Origin of the sequence: Pseudomonas sp. FP818 (genome assembly GCF_030687335.1) — a bacterium.
Taxonomy (GTDB): domain Bacteria; phylum Pseudomonadota; class Gammaproteobacteria; order Pseudomonadales; family Pseudomonadaceae; genus Aquipseudomonas; species Aquipseudomonas shahriarae.
This window is the reverse complement of sequence record NZ_CP117427.1, coordinates 1801751-1822577: the sequence shown is the minus strand read 5'-3', so window position 1 is coordinate 1822577 and position 20827 is coordinate 1801751. Positions and strand designations below refer to the sequence as shown.

Below are 20827 nucleotides of genomic sequence, written 5' to 3'. Positions count from 1 at the left end.
AACCCATACGGAATACCGCCCTGTGACTTTGGAACAGAATTACACAGCGATCCTCGGCCAAATCGGCGAGGACGTTTCCCGCGAGGGCCTGCTCGACACGCCAAAACGTGCCGCCAAGGCCATGCAGTACCTTTGCCGCGGCTACGAGCAAACCCTGGAAGAGGTCACCAACGGTGCCCTGTTCAGCTCCGATAACAGCGAAATGGTGCTGGTCAAGGACATCGAGTTGTACTCGCTGTGCGAACACCACCTGCTGCCGTTCATCGGCAAGGCCCATGTCGCCTATATCCCTAGCGGCAAGGTCCTGGGCCTGTCGAAGGTCGCGCGGATTGTCGATATGTATGCCCGTCGCCTGCAGATCCAGGAAAACCTCAGCCGCCAGATCGCCGAAGCGGTCCAGCAGGTGACCGGTGCCCTGGGCGTTGCCGTGGTGATCGAGGCCAAGCACATGTGCATGATGATGCGCGGTGTGGAGAAACAGAATTCGTCGATGATCACCTCGGTGATGCTGGGTGAGTTCCGCGAAAACGCGGCGACCCGCAGCGAGTTCCTCAGCCTGATCAAGTAACAGGCTGCGTCAGAAAAAACCGGCATTCATCGCCGGTTTTTTTTCGCCTGTAAAAATCAGGTAAGCTGCGGCCCCTTCTGTCCTGGGCAAGAGGTTTCAGCCATGTTCGTCAAAGCACTTCGAGTGGGCCTCGGCCACGTCATCATCGCGGGCGACTTACTTACCCGCCCGCGTAAAAAGCAGCGCCCCGCCGAGCAACAGGCACAGGTCAATGAAGCGGCCAAGGGCCTGACCCTGTACCAATTCCACGCCTGCCCGTTCTGCGTGAAAACCCGCCGCACCCTGCACCGCCTGAATGTGCCGGTGGCGCTCAAGGACGCGAAGAACAACGAGCAAGACCGCCAGGCTTTGCTTACCCAAGGCGGCAAGATCAAGGTGCCATGCCTGCGCATCGAAGAAAATGGCCAGACCACCTGGATGTATGACTCCAAGGTGATCATCGACTACCTGGACAAGCGCTTCGCCGCGATCTGACAGAAAACGCAGTGCACATGTGGGAACGGGCTTGCTCGCGATGGCGGTGTGTCAGTCAATATTCGACAACTGACCCTCCGCCATCGCGGGCAAGCCCGCTCCCACATTTAGGTCGCGCCTATCAGTCGAGCATCGGCACATGCCGGGGATGGCTGGCCACGCGCGCAAGCCAGGCTTGTACGGCCGGATAAGGGCTCAGGTCAAAACCACCCTCATGGGCCACATGGGTGTAGGCATACAGCGCAATGTCGGCGATCGAATACTGGTCGCCCACCAGGTATGGCGTGGCTTGCAGCTGTTTTTCCATGACCCTCAGCGCCTTGTAGCCGCCTTTATGGGTGGTCTTGTACTCCTCCAGCCGATCCTCCGGCAGCCCCAGGTAAAGCTGGATAAACCGCGCCACGGCAATGTACGGTTCATGGCTGTACTGCTCGAAAAACTGCCACTGCAACACCTGGGTGCGCAGGCGCGGTTCGCTGGGCAGGAACTCGCTGCCGTCGGCGAGGAAGTTGAGGATGGCGTTGGATTCCCACAGGCAGGTGCCGTCTTCGAGCTCCAGGACCGGGATCTTGCCGTTGGGGTTCTTCGCCAGGAACTCGGCGGTCTGGGTGTCGCCGTTCAAAATATCGACATTCACCCACTCGTATGCGATGCCGAGCAGGTTGAGCATCAACTTGACCTTGTAGCAGTTGCCCGAGCGGTAATCGCCATAAACCTTGTACATGAAGCTCCCCTTATGCCGCTTGCGCGAGCTGTGCTTGACGGATCACCGCCGCGAGACGCTTGAGACCTTCGTCCAGGCGCGTCGGGTCGATGTGGCTGAAATTGAGCCGCAGGTGCCCGTGGTGCTGGTCCGGCTCGGAAAAGAACGGTTCACCGGGCATGAACGCCACGTCCTGGTCGAGCGCTGGTGCCAATAAAGTGCGGGTATCGAGGGGCTGTTTCAAGGTCAGCCAGAAGAATAATCCACCCTGGGGCACTTGCCAGTCCGCCAGTTCCTGGAAATGTCGCGTCAGTGCCAGCTGGAATCCATCGCGCCGCTCACGGTAGAAACTGCGCAATTGCCCCAGGTGTTGCTGGTAGCGCTCGGTGCCGATCCACTGCATGGCCTGCCACTGGCCGACGCGGTTGGTGTGCAGGTCCGCCGACTGCTTGAGCTTGAGCAGGTGGGGAAACAGGTCGGGGCTGGCGATCAGGTAGCCGACCCGTAAACCGGGGAGCAAGGTCTTGGATACGGTGCCAGTGTAGATCCAACTGGCCTTGCGTAACCGGCTGACAATCGGCCGCGCACTGCCGCCGTCGAAGGTCAGCTCGCGGTAGGGCTCGTCTTCGATCAGGGTCACGCCGAACTCATCCAGCAGCGCCGCTACCGCATCGCGCTTGGCTTCGCTGTAGCGCACCGCCGAGGGGTTCTGGAAGGTCGGGATCAGGTAGATGAACGCCGGGCGATGGCGTTCCAGGCGGCTGCGCAGTGCCGTCAGGTCCGGGCCATCGGCTTCCAGTTCCACGGTCAGGCAATCGGCGCCGAACAGTTGGAAGATCTGCAGGGCGGCCAGGTAGGTCGGGCCTTCCAACAGGATCTGCGTGCCTTGGTCGATATACAGCTTGGCCGCCAGGTCCAGGGTTTGCTGCGAGCCGCTGACCACCAGGACCTGGCTGGCATCGCAGGCCACCCCCAGCGCCCGCGCTTCGGCCGCCAGCAACTCGCGCAATTGCGGCTCGCCTTCACTCATGCCGTACTGGCCCATGGCCGGTGGCATAGCTTGCCAATCCAGCGCCGGCAGCATGGCTTCGGCTGGCAGGCCACCGGCAAATGACATGACCTGCGGGCGCTGGGCCGCCGCGAGGATCTCACGGATCAAGGAGCTTTTAAGGCGCGAAACACGTTCTGAGAAAGCCATGGGGTCACCGGTAGCAAAGCCTGGGGAAAATACGTCAAACTGGTTGACCAAAATTACGACGACCCAGGTAGATACGTCAATATGCTTGACCTTAAAAACCAGACCTCGCAGCAAGCCGCCATGGAAGCGTTCTTCTTCGGCTACCAGGCCTTTACCGCCAAGGCCGATGAAATGCTGGAGCGCCGAGGCTTGAGCCGGGTGCATCAGCGCATTGTGTTTTTTATCGCCCGCTACCCGGCCTTGAGCGTCAAACAACTGCTGGAACTGCTGGGGGTGAGCAAGCAGGCGCTGAATATGCCGTTGCGCCAATTGCAGGAAATGCACCTGGTCGACAGCTTGGCCTCGGACACCGACAAACGTAAGCGCCTGCTGCACTTGACCGAGGAAGGCCAGCGCTTCGAACACGCCCTGCGCCGCGAGCAAGTCAAGTTGCTGCAGCGCGCCTTTGCCGAAGCCGGCGAGGACGCGGTGAATGGTTGGCTGGCGGTGAACAAGGCGCTGACCCTGCCTTGAAATTGGCCTTTCATCTTTTTTGCACACATAATCGCAAACATTATTTGCTTTATTTGTATACAAAAGCATAATTCGCTTCGTGCGAGTTCCTGACCTACTGGTCAACAAAGCCCGCTGGTACCTCAAAGCGCCGCTGCCCCACTCATGTGTCCGGCGCTGGAAATAACAATAAAACTCTTGAGGAGTACTTGCTGTGGAAAGCCATAAATCCGACGCCCCGACCCTGGACCTCAGTCCGCCGCATCTTGCGACTACAAAGCAGGGTTGGCTGGAACGCCTGTTCAAACTCAGCCTGCATGGCACCACAGTGAAGACCGAACTGATCGCCGGCCTCACCACGTTTATCACCATGGCCTACATCATTTTCGTCAACCCCAACATCATGGCCGACGCCGGCATCGACCACGGCGCCGCCTTTGTCGCGACCTGTATCGCCGCCGCGCTCGGTTGCCTGTTGATGGGCCTGTACGCCAACTGGCCGGTCGGCCTGGCGCCGGGCATGGGCTTGAATGCGTTTTTTACCTACACCGTGGTCGGCACCATGGGCTACACCTGGGAGACCGCGCTGGGTGCGGTGTTTATCTCCGGCGTGCTGTTCATGATCCTGACGCTGTCGCGCATCCGCGAATGGCTGCTCAACAGCATCCCGGTGAGCCTGCGCCACGCCATGGGCGCCGGGGTGGGTCTGTTCCTGGGGGTGATCGGCCTGAAAACCGCCGGCATCATCGTGGCCAGCCCCGCCACCCTGATCAAGCTCGGTTCCCTGCATGAGCCGGCGCCGCTGCTGGCGGCCGTGTGCTTCCTGCTGATCGCGATCCTCAGCTATCACCGGGTGTTCGGCGCGATCCTGATCAGCATCATCGCCGTCACCCTGGCCGGCTGGGGCCTGGGCCTGGTGCAGTACCAGGGTATCGTTGCCGCACCGCCGAGCCTGGCGCCCACCTGGATGGCGATGGACGTGATGGGCGTGTTCAACGTGAGCATGATCAGCGTGGTATTCGCCTTCCTGTTTGTACACATGTTCGACACCGCCGGCACCTTGATGGGCGTCGCCCAGCGTGCAGGCCTGGTGAAGGCCGATGGCAAGATCGAAAACCTCTCGCGGGCCTTGAAAGCCGACAGTGCCTCCAGCGTGTTTGGCGCGGTGGTCGGTGTGCCGCCGGTCACCAGTTACGTGGAAAGCGCTGCGGGTGTGGCGGCCGGTGGGCGCACCGGGCTGACGGCCGTGACCGTGGGCGTGCTGTTTGTGGCGGCGATGTTTTTCGCCCCGCTGGCGGGCATGATTCCTGCGTATGCCACGGCCGGTGCGCTGATTTATGTAGCGATGCTGATGATGAGCGGCATGGCCCATATCGAATGGGACGACGCCACCGACAGCATTCCGGCGATTGTCACGGCAATCATGATGCCCCTGACCTTCTCGGTCGCCGACGGCATCGCTCTGGGCTTTATCACCTACGTGGCGCTCAAGGCCGGCACGGGCAAGTACAAACAGATTTCCATCAGCCTGTGGGTGCTGTGCGCGATTTTCATCGCCAAGTTTGTGTTCCTGTAACGCGAAAGCTGGCGAAAACCGCCTCACCTCCGGGTGGGGCTTTTGCATGTATGGAGGAATGTAATGAGCGTGGAAACCTGGCTGCTGTTCAGCGGCGCTGCTTTGATCGTGATCCTGATTCCGGGGCCGCTGTCGCTGCTGATGATCAGCAACAGCCTGAACTACGGCCTGCGCCGTTCGTATCCGGCGTTTCTGGGCGGGGTGTTCGCCTCGATCTGCCTGTTGAGCGCCTCGGCCCTGGGCCTGGGCGCGCTGTTGCTGGCGTCGGAGCAGTTGTTCAGCGCCCTGAAGATCGTCGGTGCGCTGTACTTGTTCTACCTCGCCTGGCAGAGCTGGCAGCAATCGCGCCTGCCGTCCAAGGGCGCCGTGGTACCGGACGCAGCGCCTGTGCCGCGTTTTCGTGCACTGTTTGGCCGGGCGTTTGTGCTGGGCGCCAGCAACCCCAAGGACATTCTGTTTTTCGCCGCCTTCCTGCCGCAGTTTCTCAGCAGCCAGCAACCGTTCCTGCCACAACTGCTGATCATGATCGCCACCTGGACCGTGCTGGACCTGCTGTGCAAACTGGCCTATGGCCTGGGTGCCCACGGCGCCGCGCGCTACCTGCGCACCGGCAAGGGCCAGAGCTGGTTCAATCGCTTCAGTGCCGGGCTGTTTGGCAGCGCTGGGGCGGCGTCGCTGCTCAGGGGCTAACACACAACCCTGTGGGGCTCGACAGCTCCCACAAGGGTTCCTCTGGTTCGCTGGCATTGGCTCATGACCCGCCTTTTGGCGGGCAAAAAAAAGCCCGCAGTGTGCGCGGGCGAAACCAACGAAGAGCATTTGGGGGTGTGAAGCCAGGTGACGACTCAGCTACCGCGATAGGTGGAGTAGCTGTAGGGCGAAATCAGCAGGGGCACATGGTAGTGATCCTGTTCGGCGCTGATGCCAAAGCGCAGCACCACCACATCGAGAAACGCCGGCTGGGGTAATTGCACACCACGGGCGCGGTAGTAATCCCCGGCACTGAACTGCAACTGGTAGACACCACTGCGGTAGTCATCACCTTGCAGCAACGGGGCGTCGCAACGGCCATCGCTGTTGGTCAGGGTGCTGGCGACCAGTTCCAGCTGGGCGCCTTCGACGCGATACAGTTCAACCTTGATGGCGCTGCCTGGGCAGCCGTGCGCGGCGTCCAGTACGTGTGTGGTCAGTCGTCCCATGGATCGGAGCTCCCAAGTCATCAGTTAATAAGCGGCCGCACCTTTGCGGGGCACTGAAAAGCCGGCGATGGCTGATTAAGACACTTTTCAAAAAAATTGTACACAATAAATTCAACAAATCCCCTTCCCCCCTGCAGCAGCAGGCTTGTCGACCGTGCCGGTGTATCCCTCAGCAATGCCGTCACTCGACGTTGGCCATCGTCGGCAAGCCAGGGCCTACAGTAAAGCTGCGTCGTAGGTTTGCATATTTTAGTTGACCAGTCGGGCAAGTTTCTTGCAAGGATAGGTCGAGGCGACCGCCTGGAAAAAATGCAAAAATACAGGCTTACAAAGTGAGCATTAAGTTGTATACAATCAGTCCATCGCTGTGACGCAACAGCCGCCACACCCTTGATCACGAACAAGAAGGAAGACTGCAGTGAGCGCTGACTACCCACGCGACCTGATCGGTTACGGCAGTAACCCTGCGCACCCACACTGGCCTGGCAAGGCGCGTATCGCCCTGTCGTTCGTACTCAATTACGAAGAAGGCGGTGAGCGCAACATCCTGCATGGCGACAAAGAGTCCGAAGCCTTCCTCTCGGAAATGGTCTCGGCCCAACCGCTGCAAGGCGCGCGCAACATGAGCATGGAGTCGCTGTACGAATACGGCAGCCGTGCCGGCGTGTGGCGAATCCTCAAGCTGTTCAAGGAATTCGACATTCCGCTGACCATCTTCGCCGTGGCCATGGCCGCCCAGCGCCACCCCGAGGTGATCCGCGCGATGGTCGCCGCCGGCCACGAGATCTGCAGCCACGGCTACCGCTGGATCGACTACCAGTACATGGACGAGGCCCAGGAGCGTGAGCACATGCTCGAGGCCATCCGCATCCTCACCGAGCTGACCGGCGAGCGCCCGCTGGGCTGGTACACCGGGCGCACCGGCCCCAATACGCGGCGGCTGGTGATGGAGGAAGGTGGCTTTCTGTATGACTGCGACACCTATGACGACGACCTGCCCTACTGGGAACCCAACAACCCCACCGGCAAGCCGCACTTGGTGATCCCCTACACCCTGGACACCAACGACATGCGCTTTACCCAGGTCCAGGGGTTCAACAAGGGCGATGACTTTTTCGAGTACCTCAAAGACGCGTTCGACGTGCTGTATGCCGAAGGGGCAGAGGCGCCGAAGATGCTGTCTATCGGCCTGCATTGCCGCCTGATCGGCCGCCCGGCGCGCCTGGCTGCACTCAAGCGCTTTATCGAATACGCCAAGGGCCATGACCAGGTGTGGTTCGCCCGCCGCGTCGATATTGCCCGCCACTGGCATGACGTCCACCCTTTCCAGGGAGCCGCCAAATGACTGCTTTCCAGACCTTGAAACCATCGACCCTCGGCCGCGACGCATTCGTCGCAGCCTTTGCCGATATCTACGAACACTCGCCATGGGTGGCCGAAAAGGCCTTCGACCTGGGCCAGGACGCCTCGATCGACGAGATCGAAACCCTGCACCAGCGCATGAGCGATATCCTATTGAGCGCCGATCACACCAGGCAACTGGCCCTGATCAACGCTCACCCGGACCTGGCGGGCAAAGCTGCCGTCCAGGGCCAACTGACCGAAGCCAGCACGAATGAACAAGCTGGCGCCGGTATCCACCAATGCACGGCCGAAGAGTTTTCTCGCTTCACCGAGCTGAACGACGCCTACAAGGCCAAGTTCAAGTTTCCCTTCATCATGGCGGTAAAAGGCAGCAACCGGCATCAGATCCTCGCCGCGTTTGAAACGCGCATCCACAACCCGGTCGACACCGAGTTCAAGTGCGCGCTGGCAGAGATCAACAAGATCGCGTTGTTCCGTTTATTGACCCTCTAAACGACCATCCCCAGCCACTCTATCTAAGGCAGACAAGAAGAATGAAAGCTTACGCCGTACCTTTCGAAAAGTTCGTCAACCTGGCCGACGCCCGCCTGGGCACCAAGATCATCTCGGTGACCGATGACTGGTTCGCCGACGCCAACCGACTGTTCCAGCCGACCCCGGCCGTATGGAAGGAGGGCGTTTTCGATGATAACGGCAAGTGGATGGACGGCTGGGAGTCACGCCGCAAGCGCTTCGAAGGCTTCGACAGCGCAGTGATCCGCCTGGGCGTACCGGGTTCGATCAAGGGCGTGGACATCGACACTTCATTCTTCACCGGCAACTTCCCGCCATCGGCGTCCCTGGAAGGCTGCTTCCTGGCTACCGGCGAGCCCGATGACAACACCCAGTGGGTCGAAGTGCTGTCTGCCGTGGAGTTGCAGGGCAACAGCCATCACTTCCACGAGATCAACAACGACCAGGCGTTCAGCCACCTGCGCTTCAACATCTACCCGGATGGTGGCGTGGCCCGTCTGCGCGTGTACGGTATTCCGTTCCGCGACTGGTCGGCCGTGGGCGACAACGAACAAGTGGACCTGGCCTCCTCCCTCAATGGCGGGCGTGCCCTGGCGTGTTCCGACGAGCACTTCGGGCGCATGGGCAACATCCTCAACCCGGGCCGTGGCATCAACATGGGCGATGGCTGGGAAACCGCGCGCCGTCGCACGCCAGGCAATGACTGGGTAATCGTCGCGCTGGGACATGCCGGCGAGATCGACAAAGTAGTGGTCGACACCCTGCACTTCAAGGGCAACTACCCGGACACGTGCTCGATCCAGGGCGCGTTCGTCAAGGGCGGTACCGACAGCCAGATCGAAACCCAATCGCTGTTCTGGCGTGAACTGCTGCCAGCACAGAAGCTGGAAATGCACGCCGAACACACCTTCGCCGAGCAGATCAAGGCACTGGGCCCGATCACCCACATCCGCCTCAACGTGTTCCCGGACGGTGGTGTAAGCCGCCTGCGGGTGTTCGGCAAGGTCGCTAAGTAAGCGGTGAACCCAATCGCGGGCAAGCCCGCTCCCACAGGGGAATGCATTCCAAATGTGGGAGCGGGCTTGCCCGCGATAGCAACAGCCCCAACAACACAGCATTCGGATAAGAAGACAGCCATGCGCACACTGATGATCGAACCCTTGACCAAAGAAGCCTTCGCCCCTTTCGGAGACGTTATCGAAACCGATGGCAGCGATCACTTCATGATCAACAACGGCTCGACCATGCGCTTTCATAAACTGGCGACGGTTGAAACCGCCACGCCAGAAGATCACGCCATCATCAGCATCTTCCGCGCCGACGCGCAGGACATGCCGCTGACCGTGTGCATGCTGGAAAGACACCCGCTGGGCAGCCAGGCCTTTATTCCGCTGCTCGGCAACCCCTTTCTGATCGTGGTCGCGCCCATTGGCGATGCACCTGTATCAGGCTTGGTCCGCGCCTTCGTCACCAACGGCAGGCAGGGCATTAATTACCATCGCGGCGTCTGGCACCACCCGGTGCTGACGATCGAAAAGCGGGATGACTTCCTGGTGGTTGATCGCAGTGGCACAGGCAATAACTGCGATGAGCATTTTTTCAAAGAGGATGAGCGGTTGATCCTTGCCCCCCACCAATAAGAGAAGGTCCGATCACCCGACAACAAGGGTGACGGGCGAGAGGTAAAGACTGTGGAAGCACATCTGTTGGAATGGCTGAACCTGAGCGTGCGCTGGGTTCATATGATCACTGGCGTGGCCTGGATCGGTGCGTCTTTCTATTTTGTATGGCTGGAAAACAACCTTAACCGCGTCAACCCAAAAAGCGGCCTGGCTGGCGATTTATGGGCGATCCACGGTGGCGGTATCTACCACCTGGAAAAATACAAACTGGCCCCACCGACCATGCCGGACAACCTGCACTGGTTTAAATGGGAAGCCTATTTCACCTGGATGTCGGGCGTCGCGCTGCTGTGCGTGGTGTTCTACCTCAACCCGACGCTGTACCTGCTCGCCCCCGGCAGCAGCCTCAGTGGTACCGAAGGCGTGTTGCTGGGCATTGGCTCACTGTTCGCTGGCTGGTTCATCTACTCCTTTCTTTGCGACTCGGCCCTGGGCAAACGCCCTGCCCTGCTCGGTTTTATCCTGTTCGTCCTGTTGATCGGCGCGGCCTACGGCTTCAGCAAGGTGTTCAGCGGTCGCGGTGCATACCTGCATGTGGGTGCGATCATCGGCACCATCATGGTCGGCAACGTGTTCCGCATCATCATGCCGGCCCAGCGTGCGCTGGTGGCAGCGATTGCAGAAAACCGCACGCCAGACCCGGCACTGCCGGCCAAGGGCCTGCTGCGTTCGCGACACAACAACTACTTCACCCTGCCCGTGCTGTTCATCATGATCAGCAACCACTTCCCGAGCACCTACGGCAGCCAGTACAACTGGTTGATCCTGGCCGGGATCGCGGTGGCGGCGGTGTTGGTGCGCCACTACTTCAACACCCGTCATGACAGCCAGAAATACGCATGGACCCTGCCGGTCGGCGCCCTGGCGATGATCTGCCTGGCCTATGTCACCGGGCCAAAACCTGTGGCGACTGCACCGGATGTGGCCAAGGCGCCAGCGGCCATCGAGTATCAGCCGTTGCCGGAAACCGCAGTGGGCGGTGGTCTCAAGCCAGCCGCCCCTGCCGCTCCAGCCCCGGCCGCCGAACCGGCTCCGGCCCAGGCTTCGACGGACTTTGGCAAGGTCCACAGCGTGATTGAACAACGCTGCACCGTGTGCCATTCGGCCAAGCCCACCAGCCCGCTGTTCAGTGCCGCGCCGGCCGGGGTGATGTTCGATACCCCGGCGCAGATCCAGCAGCAGGCGGCGCGCATCCAGGCGCAGGCGGTTGCCAGCCAGATCATGCCACTGGGCAACATCACCCAGATGACCCAGCAGGAGCGGGAGTTGATTGGTAGTTGGATCAATCAAGGAGCGCGCACCAATTAACTGATTAGCGCAGATCACACTGTAGGAGCTGGCAAGCCCGCTCCTACAGTTGAGAGGTGCAGTGTTTTGAAGATTGGGTTTCACCTGGCAATTGACTGCCAAACAACACAAAAATAAAAAAGATCCGAGGTGTTGCATGTCCGAGTTAGCCGAGCCGCAGATTCCTGCCGCACCCGCCATGGTGCGGCTGCCCCTTTTGCAACTGATCCTGGTAGGCCTGCAACATGTACTGCTGATGTACGGCGGCGCAGTAGCCGTGCCGCTGATCATCGGACAAGCCGCGGGCTTGAGTCGTGAAGAAATCGCCTTTTTGATCAACGCCGACCTGCTGGTGGCGGGGATCGCGACCATGGTCCAATCCTTCGGGATCGGCCCGCTGGGCATCCGTATGCCGGTGATGATGGGCGCCAGTTTCGCCGCAGTCGGCAGCATGGTCGCCATGGCGGGCATGCCGGGTATCGGCCTGCAAGGGATCTTCGGCGCAACCATCGCCGCCGGGTTCTTTGGCATGCTCATCGCGCCATTCATGTCCAAGGTGGTGCGCTTCTTCCCACCGCTGGTGACCGGCACGGTGATCACGGCCATCGGTCTTTCGTTGTTTCCAGTGGCGGTGAACTGGGCTGGCGGTGGTGCTACCGCCGTGCAATTCGGCTCGCCGATCTACCTGGCCATCGCCGGCCTGGTGCTGGTCACCATTCTGTTGATCAACCGTTTCATGCGTGGCTTCTGGGTCAATATCTCGGTACTGATCGGCATGGCCCTGGGCTACGCCTTGTGCGGACTGCTCGGCATGGTCGACCTCGGCGGCCTGGAGCAGGCGCCGTGGGTGCAAGTGGTCACGCCCTTGCACTTCGGCATGCCCACATTCGAATTGGCACCGATCCTGTCGATGTGCCTGGTGGTGGTGATTATCTTCGTCGAATCCACCGGCATGTTCCTCGCGCTGGGCAAGATCACCGGCCAGGAAGTCACCCCGAAAATGCTGCGACGCGGCCTGCTGTGCGATGCCGGCGCGTCGTTCTTTGCCGGGTTCTTCAATACCTTCACCCATTCTTCTTTCGCCCAGAACATCGGCCTGGTGCAGATGACCGGGGTGCGTTGCCGCTCGGTGACGATCATGGCCGGGGCCTTTTTGATTGTCCTCAGCCTGCTGCCCAAGGCGGCGTTTTTGGTGGCTTCGATTCCTCCTGCGGTGCTGGGCGGCGCGGCCATCGCGATGTTCGGCATGGTGGCCGCGACCGGGATCAAGATCCTCCAGGAAGCCGACATTGCCGACCGGCGCAACCAGTTGCTGGTGGCGGTCAGCATCGGCATGGGCCTGATCCCGGTGGTACGCCCGGAGTTCTTTGCCCAGTTACCGTTGTGGATGAGCCCGATTACCCATAGCGGCATTGCCATGGCCACGCTTAGCGCGTTGTCGCTGAACGTGCTGTTCAACATCCTGGGCGGCTCAGAACGCCCCGCAGTTGCCCATACGCATTGATTCCTTCGTTACGACAAAAATAACAACGAACAGGGAACATCCACATGCACACCCTAGACCTGGGGCCGGCCACACGCCGTGCCCCATTCTCGCCCCCCGCGCTCTTTTACAGCGCACTTGAGCACAGGCTCTGGAGCCAGTATTCTCCGCGCCCGCTCGAATCGACTCAAAAAAAAACAGCGAATGTAAAAGCTGACTTAAAGGCCAACTTATCCCGGCCTTATGTTGGCTGCCAAAGTGCGCAAAAGTCCTCTGTATCCGACTGCATCCCATGTAGCCGGCGGGGATTTTTTGGCTTTTCAAACACTTTGGCGCAGCTCTTGCTAAAAGCATTAAAGCTGACCGAACAGACGATTTTTGCAGCGAACCAAAAGGCGCCACACCAGAGCGCCTGCGTAGAAGAAAAACCACAAAACTTTAGCTCGGGAGCAACCGAATGAAACGTACCGTGAACAGCCTGATGTTGGCCGGATCCCTGCTGGCCGGGGGCCAGGCAATGGCGGGTGACTGGCTGCAGTGGCAGAACAACAGCCTGACTTACCTGTGGGGCAAGAACTTCAAGGTCAACCCAGAGATCCAGCAAACCGTCACCTTTGAACACGCCGATGCGTGGAAGTACGGCGACAACTTCTTCTTCCTCGACCGTATCTTTTACAACGGCAAGGAAGACGGCAACGTCGGCCCCAATACTTACTACGGCGAGTTCAGCCCACGGCTGTCGTTTGGCAAGATCCTGGATAAGGACTTGTCCTTCGGCCCGATCAAAGATGTATTACTGGCGTTCACTTACGAGTTCGGCGAAGGCGACAACGAGTCCTACCTGGTAGGCCCGGCCTTCGACCTGAACATCCCCGGCTTCGACTACTTCCAGTTGAACTTCTACCAGCGCCAGACCGAAGGCAATCGCCCGGGTGATGGTGTCTGGCAGATCACGCCGGTATGGTCTTACACCATTCCCGTGGGCAACTCCGACGTGCTGATCGACGGCTTCATGGACTGGGTGGTGGATAACGACAAGAACGCCCGTGGTACTTACCACGCCAACTTGCACTTCAACCCGCAGGTCAAGTATGACCTGGGCAAAGCCATGAACTGGGGCGCCAAGCAGTTGTATGTCGGTTTTGAATACGACTACTGGAAGAACAAGTACGGGATCCAGGACAGCGGCGCGTTCGAGACCAACCAGGACACGGCCAGCCTGTTGGTCAAGTACCACTTCTAAGGCCTCCCCTGTGGGAGCGGGCTTGCCCGCGATAGCGGAGTGTCAGCCAGCCCAAGTATTGGCTGATTCACCGCCATCGCGGGCAAGCCCGCTCCCACACAAGCCCGCGCCCCGATTCAGTTCGGGGTCAGGCCCAGGAACCGCTGCAACTCCTCGCGCTTGGCCAATGCATCGCGGCGCCCCAACTCGATCAACTCGCTGCAATACCCTGCCTCGAACAACAGATAGCTGAGCACCCCTGCCCCGCTGGTCTTGGTCGCCCCTGGCCCACGCAAGAACAACCGCAATGCCGCCGGCAGTTCCTGGCGATGGCGGGCCGCTATCTCGTCGATCGGCTGGCTGGGCGCAATCACCAACACATCGACCGGTGAAAGCCCCCGCGCGGCGCTGTTGGCCGGTTGCAGATGGCTGAACTGGTTAAGACGCTCCAGCAACTCGATGTCACTCTCGAGGCTATCAATAAAGGTGCTGTTGAGCATATGCCCACCAATCTGCGCCAGGGTGGGCTGCTGGCCGGTGTAGCTGCGCTCCTGCGGCGCCGAAGGGTCAGGGGAACGCGGGTTGCCACTGACCCCCACCACCAGCACCCGGGTGGCCCCCAGGTGCAGCGCAGGACTGATGGGCGCTGATTGCCGGACGGCACCATCGCCAAAATATTCCTGGTCCAGTTTGACCGGCGCAAACAGCAATGGGATCGCCGAACTGGCCAGCAGGTGCTCCACCGTCAACTGCGTGGGCAGGCCGATGCGCCGGTGGCGCAGCCAGGCATCGATGGTGCCGCCGCCCTGATAGAACGTCACCGCCTGGCCCGACTCATAGCCGAACGCCGTCACCGCTACGGCATGCAGGTGCTTGTGGCGGATCGCCTCATTGATACCTTCAAAATGCAGCTTGTCTTGCAGCAACTCCCGCAACGGCGAGCTGTCGAGCAGCGCCACTGGCACCGGCGAGCCCAGGCCCAGCAGGCTGCGGGAGAGGAAACGGCTGGCCTGGTGAATCACCCCCGGCCAGTCGCTGCGCAGCACCAGATGGCTGCGAAAGCCCTGCCAGAATGCGGTGAGGCGCGCGATGGCGGCAGTAAAGTCCATGGCGCCACTGGCCAGGCTCACCGCGTTGATCGCCCCGGCCGAGGTGCCGACAATCACCGGGAAGGGATTGGCGGCCCCCGGAGGCAACAACTCGGCAATCGCCGCCAGCACCCCGACCTGATACGCCGCACGCGCCCCGCCGCCGGAAAGAATCAAGCCTGTGACCGGTTCAGTGGGGCGCATTGCATAACTCCATGGGCGAGGGACAATCCGTTTGTTCAGCGGCGCTTTTCGTACAACTTGGGTTCGCCCGGTGGCCGGCTCTTGAAGCGGCGATGGGCCCACAGGTATTGCTCGGGGCACTCGCGCACCGCAGTTTCCACCCATTGGTTGATGCGCAGGCAATCGACTTCGTCGGATTCACCGGGGAAGTCGCGCAACGGCGGATGAATCACCATGCGGTAGCCGCTGCCATCGGCCAGGCGCTGCTGGGTAAAGGGCACCACCAACGCCTTGCCCAGGCGCGCAAACTTGCTGGTAGCGGTGACAGTGGCGGCCTGGATGCCGAACAACGGCACGAAAATGCTTTGCTTGGCGCCATAGTCCTGGTCCGGCGCGTACCAGATCGCCCGGCCGGCGCGCAGCAGCTTGAGCATGCCGCGCACGTCTTCACGCTCTACCGCCAGGGAGTCGAGGTTGTGGCGCTCGCGGCCACGGCGCTGGATAAAATCGAACAACGGGTTGCCGTGCTCGCGGTACATGCCGTCGATGGTGTGCTTCTGGCCGAGCAAAGCCGCGCCGATCTCCAGGGTGGTGAAATGCAGGGCCATGAGGATCACGCCCTTGCCTTCCAGTTGTGCCTGCTTGAGGTGCTCCAGCCCTTCAACATGGGCCAGGCGCGCCAGACGCTGTTTGGACCACCACCAGCTCATGGCCATCTCGAAAAAGGCGATGCCGGTGGAGGCAAAGTTTTCCTTGAGCAAATGTTTACGCTCTTGCGCGGACATCTGCGGGAAGCACAGTTCCAGGTTTCGCGCGGCAATGCGTCGACGTTCGCCGGCCACCCGGTACATAAACGCACCCAGTACACGACCAATGCCCAGCAGCGCCCGGTATGGCAGTTGGGTAATCAGCCACAACAGGCCGAGCCCCAGCCATAGCAGCCAGAAACGCGGGTGAAAAAATACAGCTCGAAAACGCGGGCGATCCATTACAGATTCCGGTAAAGACAGGGCCGCGCATTCTACAACGGTTCGACCCGGCTTGCGGCTAGCGGTTGTTCTCGTTATAAGTCTCGACACTTTTCGTGACAAGCCGCTTTGCCGACCATGAGCCAAACTGAATCGCTAGACCAAGATCCCGTATTCCAGCTCAAGGGCAGCATGCTCGCCATTACTGTGCTGGAACTGGCCCGTAACGACCTTGACGCCCTGGACCGCCAGCTCGCCGCCAAGGTCGCCCTGGCGCCGAATTTCTTCAACAATGCGCCGCTGGTGCTGGCCCTGGATAAATTGCCGGCCGGCCAGGGCGCGGTTGACCTGCCCGGGCTGATGCGCGTTTGCCGCCAACATGGCCTGCGCACCCTGGCCATCCGTGCCAACCGTATTGAAGACATCGCGGCGGCCATCGCTATTGAATTGCCAGTATTGCCACCGTCCGGTGCCCGCGAGCGTGTGCTCGACCCGGTAGAAGCTGAAGTGAAGAAAAAACCGGAAAAACCGGCAGAGCCGACGGTCAAGCCTACAAGGATCATCACCTCTCCCGTACGCGGTGGGCAGCAGATTTACGCCCAGGGCGGCGACCTGGTGGTGGTCGCTCCGGTCAGTCCCGGCGCGGAACTTCTCGCCGATGGCAACATCCATGTATACGGCCCAATGCGCGGTCGGGCACTGGCTGGGGTCAAGGGCGATACCAAGGCACGGATTTTCTGCCAGCAATTGAGCGCTGAGCTGGTGTCGATCGCCGGCCAGTACAAGGTTTCGGAAGATTTGCGCCGTGATCCGCTGTGGGGGGCCGGGGTACAAGTCAGCCTGTCGGGCGATGTGTTGAACATCATCCGTCTTTAACGGATACTGCCGCATTTTCCAAGCATCTCTGGACTCTGATAGCACAGCGAAACCGGCAAGACTTGTGTAGGAATAATTGAAAGCTGGCGTTTCCCTTACGGGAGGCACATCTTTTTCCTACGAAGGCTGTCCGCCTGCAGCGAGTTTCAAGAGATGTTTTTCAGGGACTGAGAGGTCCTTTTTCCTTAGGGGTGAAACACCTTGGCCAAGATTCTCGTGGTTACATCCGGCAAGGGTGGTGTGGGTAAGACCACCACCAGCGCCGCTATCGGTACCGGTCTCGCTCTGCGCGGCCACAAGACAGTCATCGTCGACTTCGACGTCGGTTTGCGTAACCTCGACCTGATCATGGGCTGCGAACGCCGCGTGGTGTATGACTTCGTCAACGTGGTCAACGGCGAAGCCAACCTGCAACAGGCCCTGATCAAGGACAAGCGCCTTGAGAACCTGTATGTACTGGCCGCCAGCCAGACCCGCGACAAAGACGCGCTGACCAAAGAAGGCGTGGAAAAAGTCCTGATGGAACTCAAGGAAACCTTTGAGTACGTGGTCTGCGACTCCCCGGCTGGTATCGAGACCGGTGCTCACCTGGCGATGTATTTCGCCGATGAAGCCATCGTCGTGACCAACCCGGAAGTGTCCTCGGTACGTGACTCGGACCGTATGCTGGGCCTGCTGGCCAGCAAATCCCGGCGCGCCGAGAAGGGCGAAGACCCGATCAAGGAACACCTGCTGCTGACCCGCTACAACCCTGACCGTGTCAGCAAGGGCGAAATGCTCGGCGTTGAAGACGTCAAGGAAATCCTGGCCGTGGCTCTGCTGGGTGTGATCCCGGAATCCCAGGCGGTGCTGAAAGCATCCAACCAGGGCGTACCGGTCATCCTCGACGACCAGAGCGACGCCGGCCAGGCGTACAGCGATGCCGTTGACCGCCTGTTGGGAAAAACCGTGGAACACCGCTTCCTCGATGTCGCGAAGAAGGGATTCTTCGAGCGCCTGTTTGGAGGCAACTAAACAATGAAATTTCTCGACTTCTTTCGCGCCAACAAAAAGCCAAGCACCGCATCGGTAGCGAAAGAGCGTCTACAGATCATCGTGGCGCACGAACGCGGCCAACGCAGCACGCCGGACTACCTGCCAGCCTTGCAGAAGGAACTGGTCGAGGTGATCCGCAAGTACGTCAATATCGGCAACGATGACGTGCATGTCGCCCTGGAAAACGACGGCAGCTGCTCGATTCTGGAACTCAATATCACCCTGCCTGATCGTTGATCGAACAGGCGGTCGCCACGGCGGCTCCGTCACCTTGATCCCCTTTGGGGAACCGGGTGGCCGAGCCGCCGTTGGCGTTTGTTACGAGGCTGTTTAATGCCGTTGTCCAATATCCATATCCTTCACCAGGATGACGCTGTCCTGGTGGTGAACAAGCCTACCCTGCTGCTGTCGGTGCCAGGTCGCGCCGACGACAACAAGGACTGCCTGATCACCCGCCTGCAGGAAAACGGTTACCCAGAGGCGCGTATCGTTCATCGCCTGGACTGGGAAACGTCGGGAATCATCCTGCTGGCCAGGGATGCCGACACCCACCGCGAACTGTCCCGCCAGTTTCACGACCGAGAAACAGAAAAGGCCTACACCGCCTTGTGCTGGGGCCAGCCGGAACTGGACAGCGGCAGCATCGACCTGCCGCTGCGCTATGACCCGCCGACCAAGCCGCGACATGTGGTGGACCATGAGTTCGGCAAACATGCGCTGACCTTCTGGAAAGTCCTGGAGCGTTGCGAGGATTGGTGCCGGGTCGAGCTGACGCCGATTACCGGGCGTTCGCACCAACTGCGGGTACACATGCTGTCCATCGGGCACCCGCTGCTCGGTGATGGCCTGTATGCCCATGAACAGGCCCTGGCCGCCTGGCCGCGCCTGTGCCTGCACGCGAGCATGTTGAGCTTTACCCACCCGCAAAGCGGCGAGCGCCTGCGCTTCGAGTGCCCTGCGCCTTTTTGAAGTGGTAACCCGATCCCCTGTGGGAGCTGGCGTGCCTGCTCCCATAGAGGTCTTGTGTTGCACTTAAGAAAGTAGCTTCAAGCCAAATCCTGAGCCAATACGGTAAACTCCGCGCATTGCTGTCTGGAGCTACTTATGCGCGAAGCGTTGAATCAAGGCCTGATCGACTTCCTCAAGGCCTCTCCCACTCCCTTTCATGCCACTGCGGCCCTCGCCCAGCGCCTGGAAGCTGCCGGTTTCCAGCGCCTCGACGAGCGCGAAACGTGGACCACCGAGGCCAACGGTCGCTACTACGTGACCCGCAACGACTCCTCGATCATCGCCTTCAAGATGGGCCGCCAGTCGCCCCTGCACGACGGCATCCGCCTGGTCGGCGCCCATACCGACAGCCCGTGCCTGCGGGTCAAGCCGCAACCTGAACTGCAACGCCAGGGCTTCTGGCAGTTGGGTGTGGAAGTCTATGGCGGTGCGCTGCTGGCACCGTGGTTCGACCGCGACCTTTCCCTCGCCGGCCGCGTGACGTTCCGGCGTGACGGCAAGGTCGAAAGCCAGTTGATCGACTTCAAACTGCCGATTGCCATCATCCCCAACCTGGCCATCCACCTGAACCGTGAAGCCAACCAGGGCTGGGCGATCAATGCCCAGACCGAGCTGCCGCCGATCCTCGCGCAGTTTGCCGGTGATGAGCGCGTGGACTTCCGCGCCGTGCTCACCGACCAACTGGCCCGCGAACATGGGCTGAACGCTGATGTGGTGCTCGACTACGAGTTGAGCTTCTACGACACCCAGGGCGCAGCGGTGATTGGCCTGCATGGCGACTTTATCGCCGGTGCCCGCCTGGACAACCTGCTGTCGTGCTATGCCGGCCTGCAAGCCCTGCTCACCAGCGAGACCGACGAAACCTGCGTGCTGGTATGTACCGACCACGAAGAAGTCGGCTCCTGCTCGGCCTGCGGTGCCGACGGCCCGATGCTGGAACAGACCCTGCGTCGCCTGCTGCCTGAAGGTGATGAGTTCGTACGGGCGATTCAGAAGTCGCTGCTGGTGTCTGCCGACAATGCCCACGGCATCCACCCCAACTATGCCGACAAGCATGACGCCAACCATGGCCCGAAACTCAATGCCGGCCCGGTAATCAAGGTCAACAGCAACCAGCGCTACGCCACCAACAGCGAAACCGCCGGGTTCTTCCGCCACCTGTGCATGGCTGAAGAAGTGCCGGTGCAGAGCTTCGTGGTGCGCAGTGACATGGGCTGTGGCTCGACCATCGGCCCGATTACCGCCAGCCACCTGGGCGTGCGCACCGTGGATATCGGCTTGCCGACATTCGCCATGCACTCGATCCGCGAGTTGTGCGGCAGCCACGATTTGGCGCACCTGGTAAAGGTGCTGAGTGCGTTTTACGCAAGTCGCGACCTGCCCTGAAAGGGGCGGCGCTTGCCCTCAAGCCGATCAGTTAAGCGAACGCAATACTCAAAGCAGCGAAGATCAAATGTGGGAGCGGGCTTGCTCGCGAAGACGTCCGCCCAGCAAACATTGATGTTGACTGACCCACCGCTTTCGCGAGCAAGCCCGCTCCCACCGGGGATCTGCGCTTAACTGAACGGCATTAGGACTTGCCCGCGATGGCGATTCCCACCGCACTGCGGCGCTATCTGACACACATCAAGGCACCCCGCGCCAATCCCGCCTAGACTGACACTCATCCCTCAACGACAAGGCCGTCCCCACCATGATCCCGATGTCCGCCTTCCACGCCATGCTCATCCCCATCCTCACGGGCATGATCCTGCTGGCCGTTGGCTTCAACTTCCGCGACAAAAACCTCGGTGTATTTGGCATGTGGATCGGCATGCTGCTGATCCTCGCCACCATCGTCTACCGGATCCTGGCGAAACTGGCCGAATAATAAATGCACTCGCATTGGGCATAGCGCCCTCGTACAC

At 60.5% G+C, this 20827-nt stretch carries 24 protein-coding genes; 19 read left to right on the top strand and 5 right to left on the bottom strand.

Going from position 1 to position 20827, the window contains the following annotated elements; all coding sequences use genetic code 11:
• Positions 1 to 22 precede the first annotated feature (22 nt).
• The gene (gene folE / locus PSH80_RS08315; protein ID WP_029300367.1) at positions 23 to 568 is read left to right on the top strand and encodes a GTP cyclohydrolase I FolE; all 546 of its coding nucleotides are present in this window, start codon (positions 23 to 25) and stop codon (positions 566 to 568) included.
• A 102-nt stretch (positions 569 to 670) separates the two neighbouring features.
• Positions 671 to 1042 (top strand): glutathione S-transferase N-terminal domain-containing protein, encoded by a 372-nt coding sequence (locus PSH80_RS08310; protein WP_057440721.1) that lies wholly within the window; start codon positions 671 to 673, stop codon positions 1040 to 1042.
• 121 nt (positions 1043 to 1163) lie between these two features.
• Here PSH80_RS08310 and PSH80_RS08305 read toward each other — a convergent pair whose 3' ends face one another.
• Both PSH80_RS08305 and PSH80_RS08300 read right to left on the bottom strand, forming a co-directional pair.
• Positions 1164 to 1766 carry a glutathione S-transferase family protein gene (locus PSH80_RS08305; protein ID WP_057440718.1) on the bottom strand — a complete coding sequence of 201 codons (603 nt, stop codon included), beginning with the start codon at positions 1764 to 1766 and terminating at the stop codon, positions 1164 to 1166.
• Between the two features lie 10 nt (positions 1767 to 1776).
• Positions 1777 to 2943 carry a PLP-dependent aminotransferase family protein gene (locus PSH80_RS08300; RefSeq protein WP_170045000.1) on the bottom strand — a complete coding sequence of 389 codons (1167 nt, stop codon included), beginning with the start codon at positions 2941 to 2943 and terminating at the stop codon, positions 1777 to 1779.
• 81 nt (positions 2944 to 3024) lie between these two features.
• Here PSH80_RS08300 and PSH80_RS08295 point away from each other — a divergent pair, with 81 nt between their 5' ends.
• The 3 genes from PSH80_RS08295 (at position 3025) to PSH80_RS08285 (ending at position 5701) form a co-directional block, all read left to right on the top strand.
• The gene (locus PSH80_RS08295; protein ID WP_057959041.1) at positions 3025 to 3456 is read left to right on the top strand and encodes a MarR family winged helix-turn-helix transcriptional regulator; all 432 of its coding nucleotides are present in this window, start codon (positions 3025 to 3027) and stop codon (positions 3454 to 3456) included.
• Positions 3457 to 3679: 223 nt separating this feature from the next.
• Positions 3680 to 5011 carry an NCS2 family permease gene (locus tag PSH80_RS08290; protein WP_178112265.1) on the top strand — a complete coding sequence of 444 codons (1332 nt, stop codon included), beginning with the start codon at positions 3680 to 3682 and terminating at the stop codon, positions 5009 to 5011.
• Positions 5012 to 5074: 63 nt separating this feature from the next.
• Complete coding sequence (locus tag PSH80_RS08285) at positions 5075 to 5701, top strand: LysE family translocator (protein ID WP_057440711.1); 627 nt, start codon at positions 5075 to 5077, stop codon at positions 5699 to 5701.
• Between the two features lie 155 nt (positions 5702 to 5856).
• Here PSH80_RS08285 and uraH read toward each other — a convergent pair whose 3' ends face one another.
• On the bottom strand, positions 5857 to 6210 hold the full coding sequence (uraH, locus tag PSH80_RS08280) for a hydroxyisourate hydrolase (protein WP_057440709.1): 354 nt from the start codon (positions 6208 to 6210) through the stop codon (positions 5857 to 5859).
• Between the two features lie 418 nt (positions 6211 to 6628).
• Here uraH and puuE point away from each other — a divergent pair, with 418 nt between their 5' ends.
• The 8 genes from puuE (at position 6629) to PSH80_RS08240 (ending at position 13783) form a co-directional block, all read left to right on the top strand.
• Complete coding sequence (gene puuE / locus PSH80_RS08275; RefSeq protein WP_057440707.1) at positions 6629 to 7555, top strand: allantoinase PuuE; 927 nt, start codon at positions 6629 to 6631, stop codon at positions 7553 to 7555.
• The gene (gene uraD / locus PSH80_RS08270) at positions 7552 to 8067 is read left to right on the top strand and encodes a 2-oxo-4-hydroxy-4-carboxy-5-ureidoimidazoline decarboxylase (RefSeq protein WP_170059797.1); all 516 of its coding nucleotides are present in this window, start codon (positions 7552 to 7554) and stop codon (positions 8065 to 8067) included. The genes puuE and uraD overlap by 4 nt, the downstream gene beginning before the upstream one ends.
• A gap of 41 nt (positions 8068 to 8108) precedes the next feature.
• Positions 8109 to 9104: an allantoicase gene (gene alc, locus PSH80_RS08265; RefSeq protein ID WP_057440703.1), complete on the top strand. Its 996-nt coding sequence runs from the start codon at positions 8109 to 8111 to the stop codon at positions 9102 to 9104.
• A gap of 120 nt (positions 9105 to 9224) precedes the next feature.
• Positions 9225 to 9728, top strand: a complete 504-nt coding sequence (locus PSH80_RS08260; protein ID WP_057440701.1) for an ureidoglycolate lyase — start codon at positions 9225 to 9227, stop codon at positions 9726 to 9728.
• A 51-nt stretch (positions 9729 to 9779) separates the two neighbouring features.
• A complete protein-coding gene (locus PSH80_RS08255) occupies positions 9780 to 11078 on the top strand; it encodes a urate hydroxylase PuuD (protein ID WP_057959037.1) in 1299 nt (432 codons plus the stop codon).
• Between the two features lie 136 nt (positions 11079 to 11214).
• A complete protein-coding gene (locus tag PSH80_RS08250) occupies positions 11215 to 12561 on the top strand; it encodes a nucleobase:cation symporter-2 family protein (protein ID WP_305419787.1) in 1347 nt (448 codons plus the stop codon).
• 44 nt (positions 12562 to 12605) lie between these two features.
• A complete protein-coding gene (locus PSH80_RS08245; RefSeq protein WP_147283328.1) occupies positions 12606 to 13001 on the top strand; it encodes a hypothetical protein in 396 nt (131 codons plus the stop codon).
• Entirely contained in the window at positions 12998 to 13783 is a 786-nt protein-coding gene (locus PSH80_RS08240; protein WP_057959035.1) for an outer membrane protein OmpK, read from the top strand. Before PSH80_RS08245 ends, PSH80_RS08240 begins: the two co-directional genes overlap by 4 nt.
• A gap of 116 nt (positions 13784 to 13899) precedes the next feature.
• Here PSH80_RS08240 and PSH80_RS08235 read toward each other — a convergent pair whose 3' ends face one another.
• Both PSH80_RS08235 and PSH80_RS08230 read right to left on the bottom strand, forming a co-directional pair.
• Entirely contained in the window at positions 13900 to 15054 is a 1155-nt protein-coding gene (locus PSH80_RS08235; RefSeq protein ID WP_057959034.1) for a patatin-like phospholipase family protein, read from the bottom strand.
• 35 nt (positions 15055 to 15089) lie between these two features.
• A complete protein-coding gene (locus tag PSH80_RS08230; RefSeq protein WP_057440694.1) occupies positions 15090 to 16022 on the bottom strand; it encodes a lipid A biosynthesis lauroyl acyltransferase in 933 nt (310 codons plus the stop codon).
• A 117-nt stretch (positions 16023 to 16139) separates the two neighbouring features.
• Here PSH80_RS08230 and minC point away from each other — a divergent pair, with 117 nt between their 5' ends.
• The 6 genes from minC (at position 16140) to PSH80_RS08200 (ending at position 20790) form a co-directional block, all read left to right on the top strand.
• Positions 16140 to 16877 (top strand): septum site-determining protein MinC, encoded by a 738-nt coding sequence (gene minC, locus PSH80_RS08225; RefSeq protein ID WP_115127724.1) that lies wholly within the window; start codon positions 16140 to 16142, stop codon positions 16875 to 16877.
• A 201-nt stretch (positions 16878 to 17078) separates the two neighbouring features.
• Positions 17079 to 17891 (top strand): septum site-determining protein MinD, encoded by an 813-nt coding sequence (gene minD / locus PSH80_RS08220; RefSeq protein WP_057440689.1) that lies wholly within the window; start codon positions 17079 to 17081, stop codon positions 17889 to 17891.
• A gap of 3 nt (positions 17892 to 17894) precedes the next feature.
• The gene (gene minE / locus PSH80_RS08215) at positions 17895 to 18149 is read left to right on the top strand and encodes a cell division topological specificity factor MinE (protein ID WP_003175252.1); all 255 of its coding nucleotides are present in this window, start codon (positions 17895 to 17897) and stop codon (positions 18147 to 18149) included.
• Positions 18150 to 18245: 96 nt separating this feature from the next.
• The gene (locus tag PSH80_RS08210; RefSeq protein WP_120732313.1) at positions 18246 to 18881 is read left to right on the top strand and encodes an RluA family pseudouridine synthase; all 636 of its coding nucleotides are present in this window, start codon (positions 18246 to 18248) and stop codon (positions 18879 to 18881) included.
• 135 nt (positions 18882 to 19016) lie between these two features.
• On the top strand, positions 19017 to 20306 hold the full coding sequence (locus PSH80_RS08205) for a M18 family aminopeptidase (protein WP_029300406.1): 1290 nt from the start codon (positions 19017 to 19019) through the stop codon (positions 20304 to 20306).
• A gap of 307 nt (positions 20307 to 20613) precedes the next feature.
• Positions 20614 to 20790 carry a hypothetical protein gene (locus tag PSH80_RS08200; RefSeq protein WP_162947716.1) on the top strand — a complete coding sequence of 59 codons (177 nt, stop codon included), beginning with the start codon at positions 20614 to 20616 and terminating at the stop codon, positions 20788 to 20790.
• Positions 20791 to 20827 lie beyond the last annotated feature (37 nt).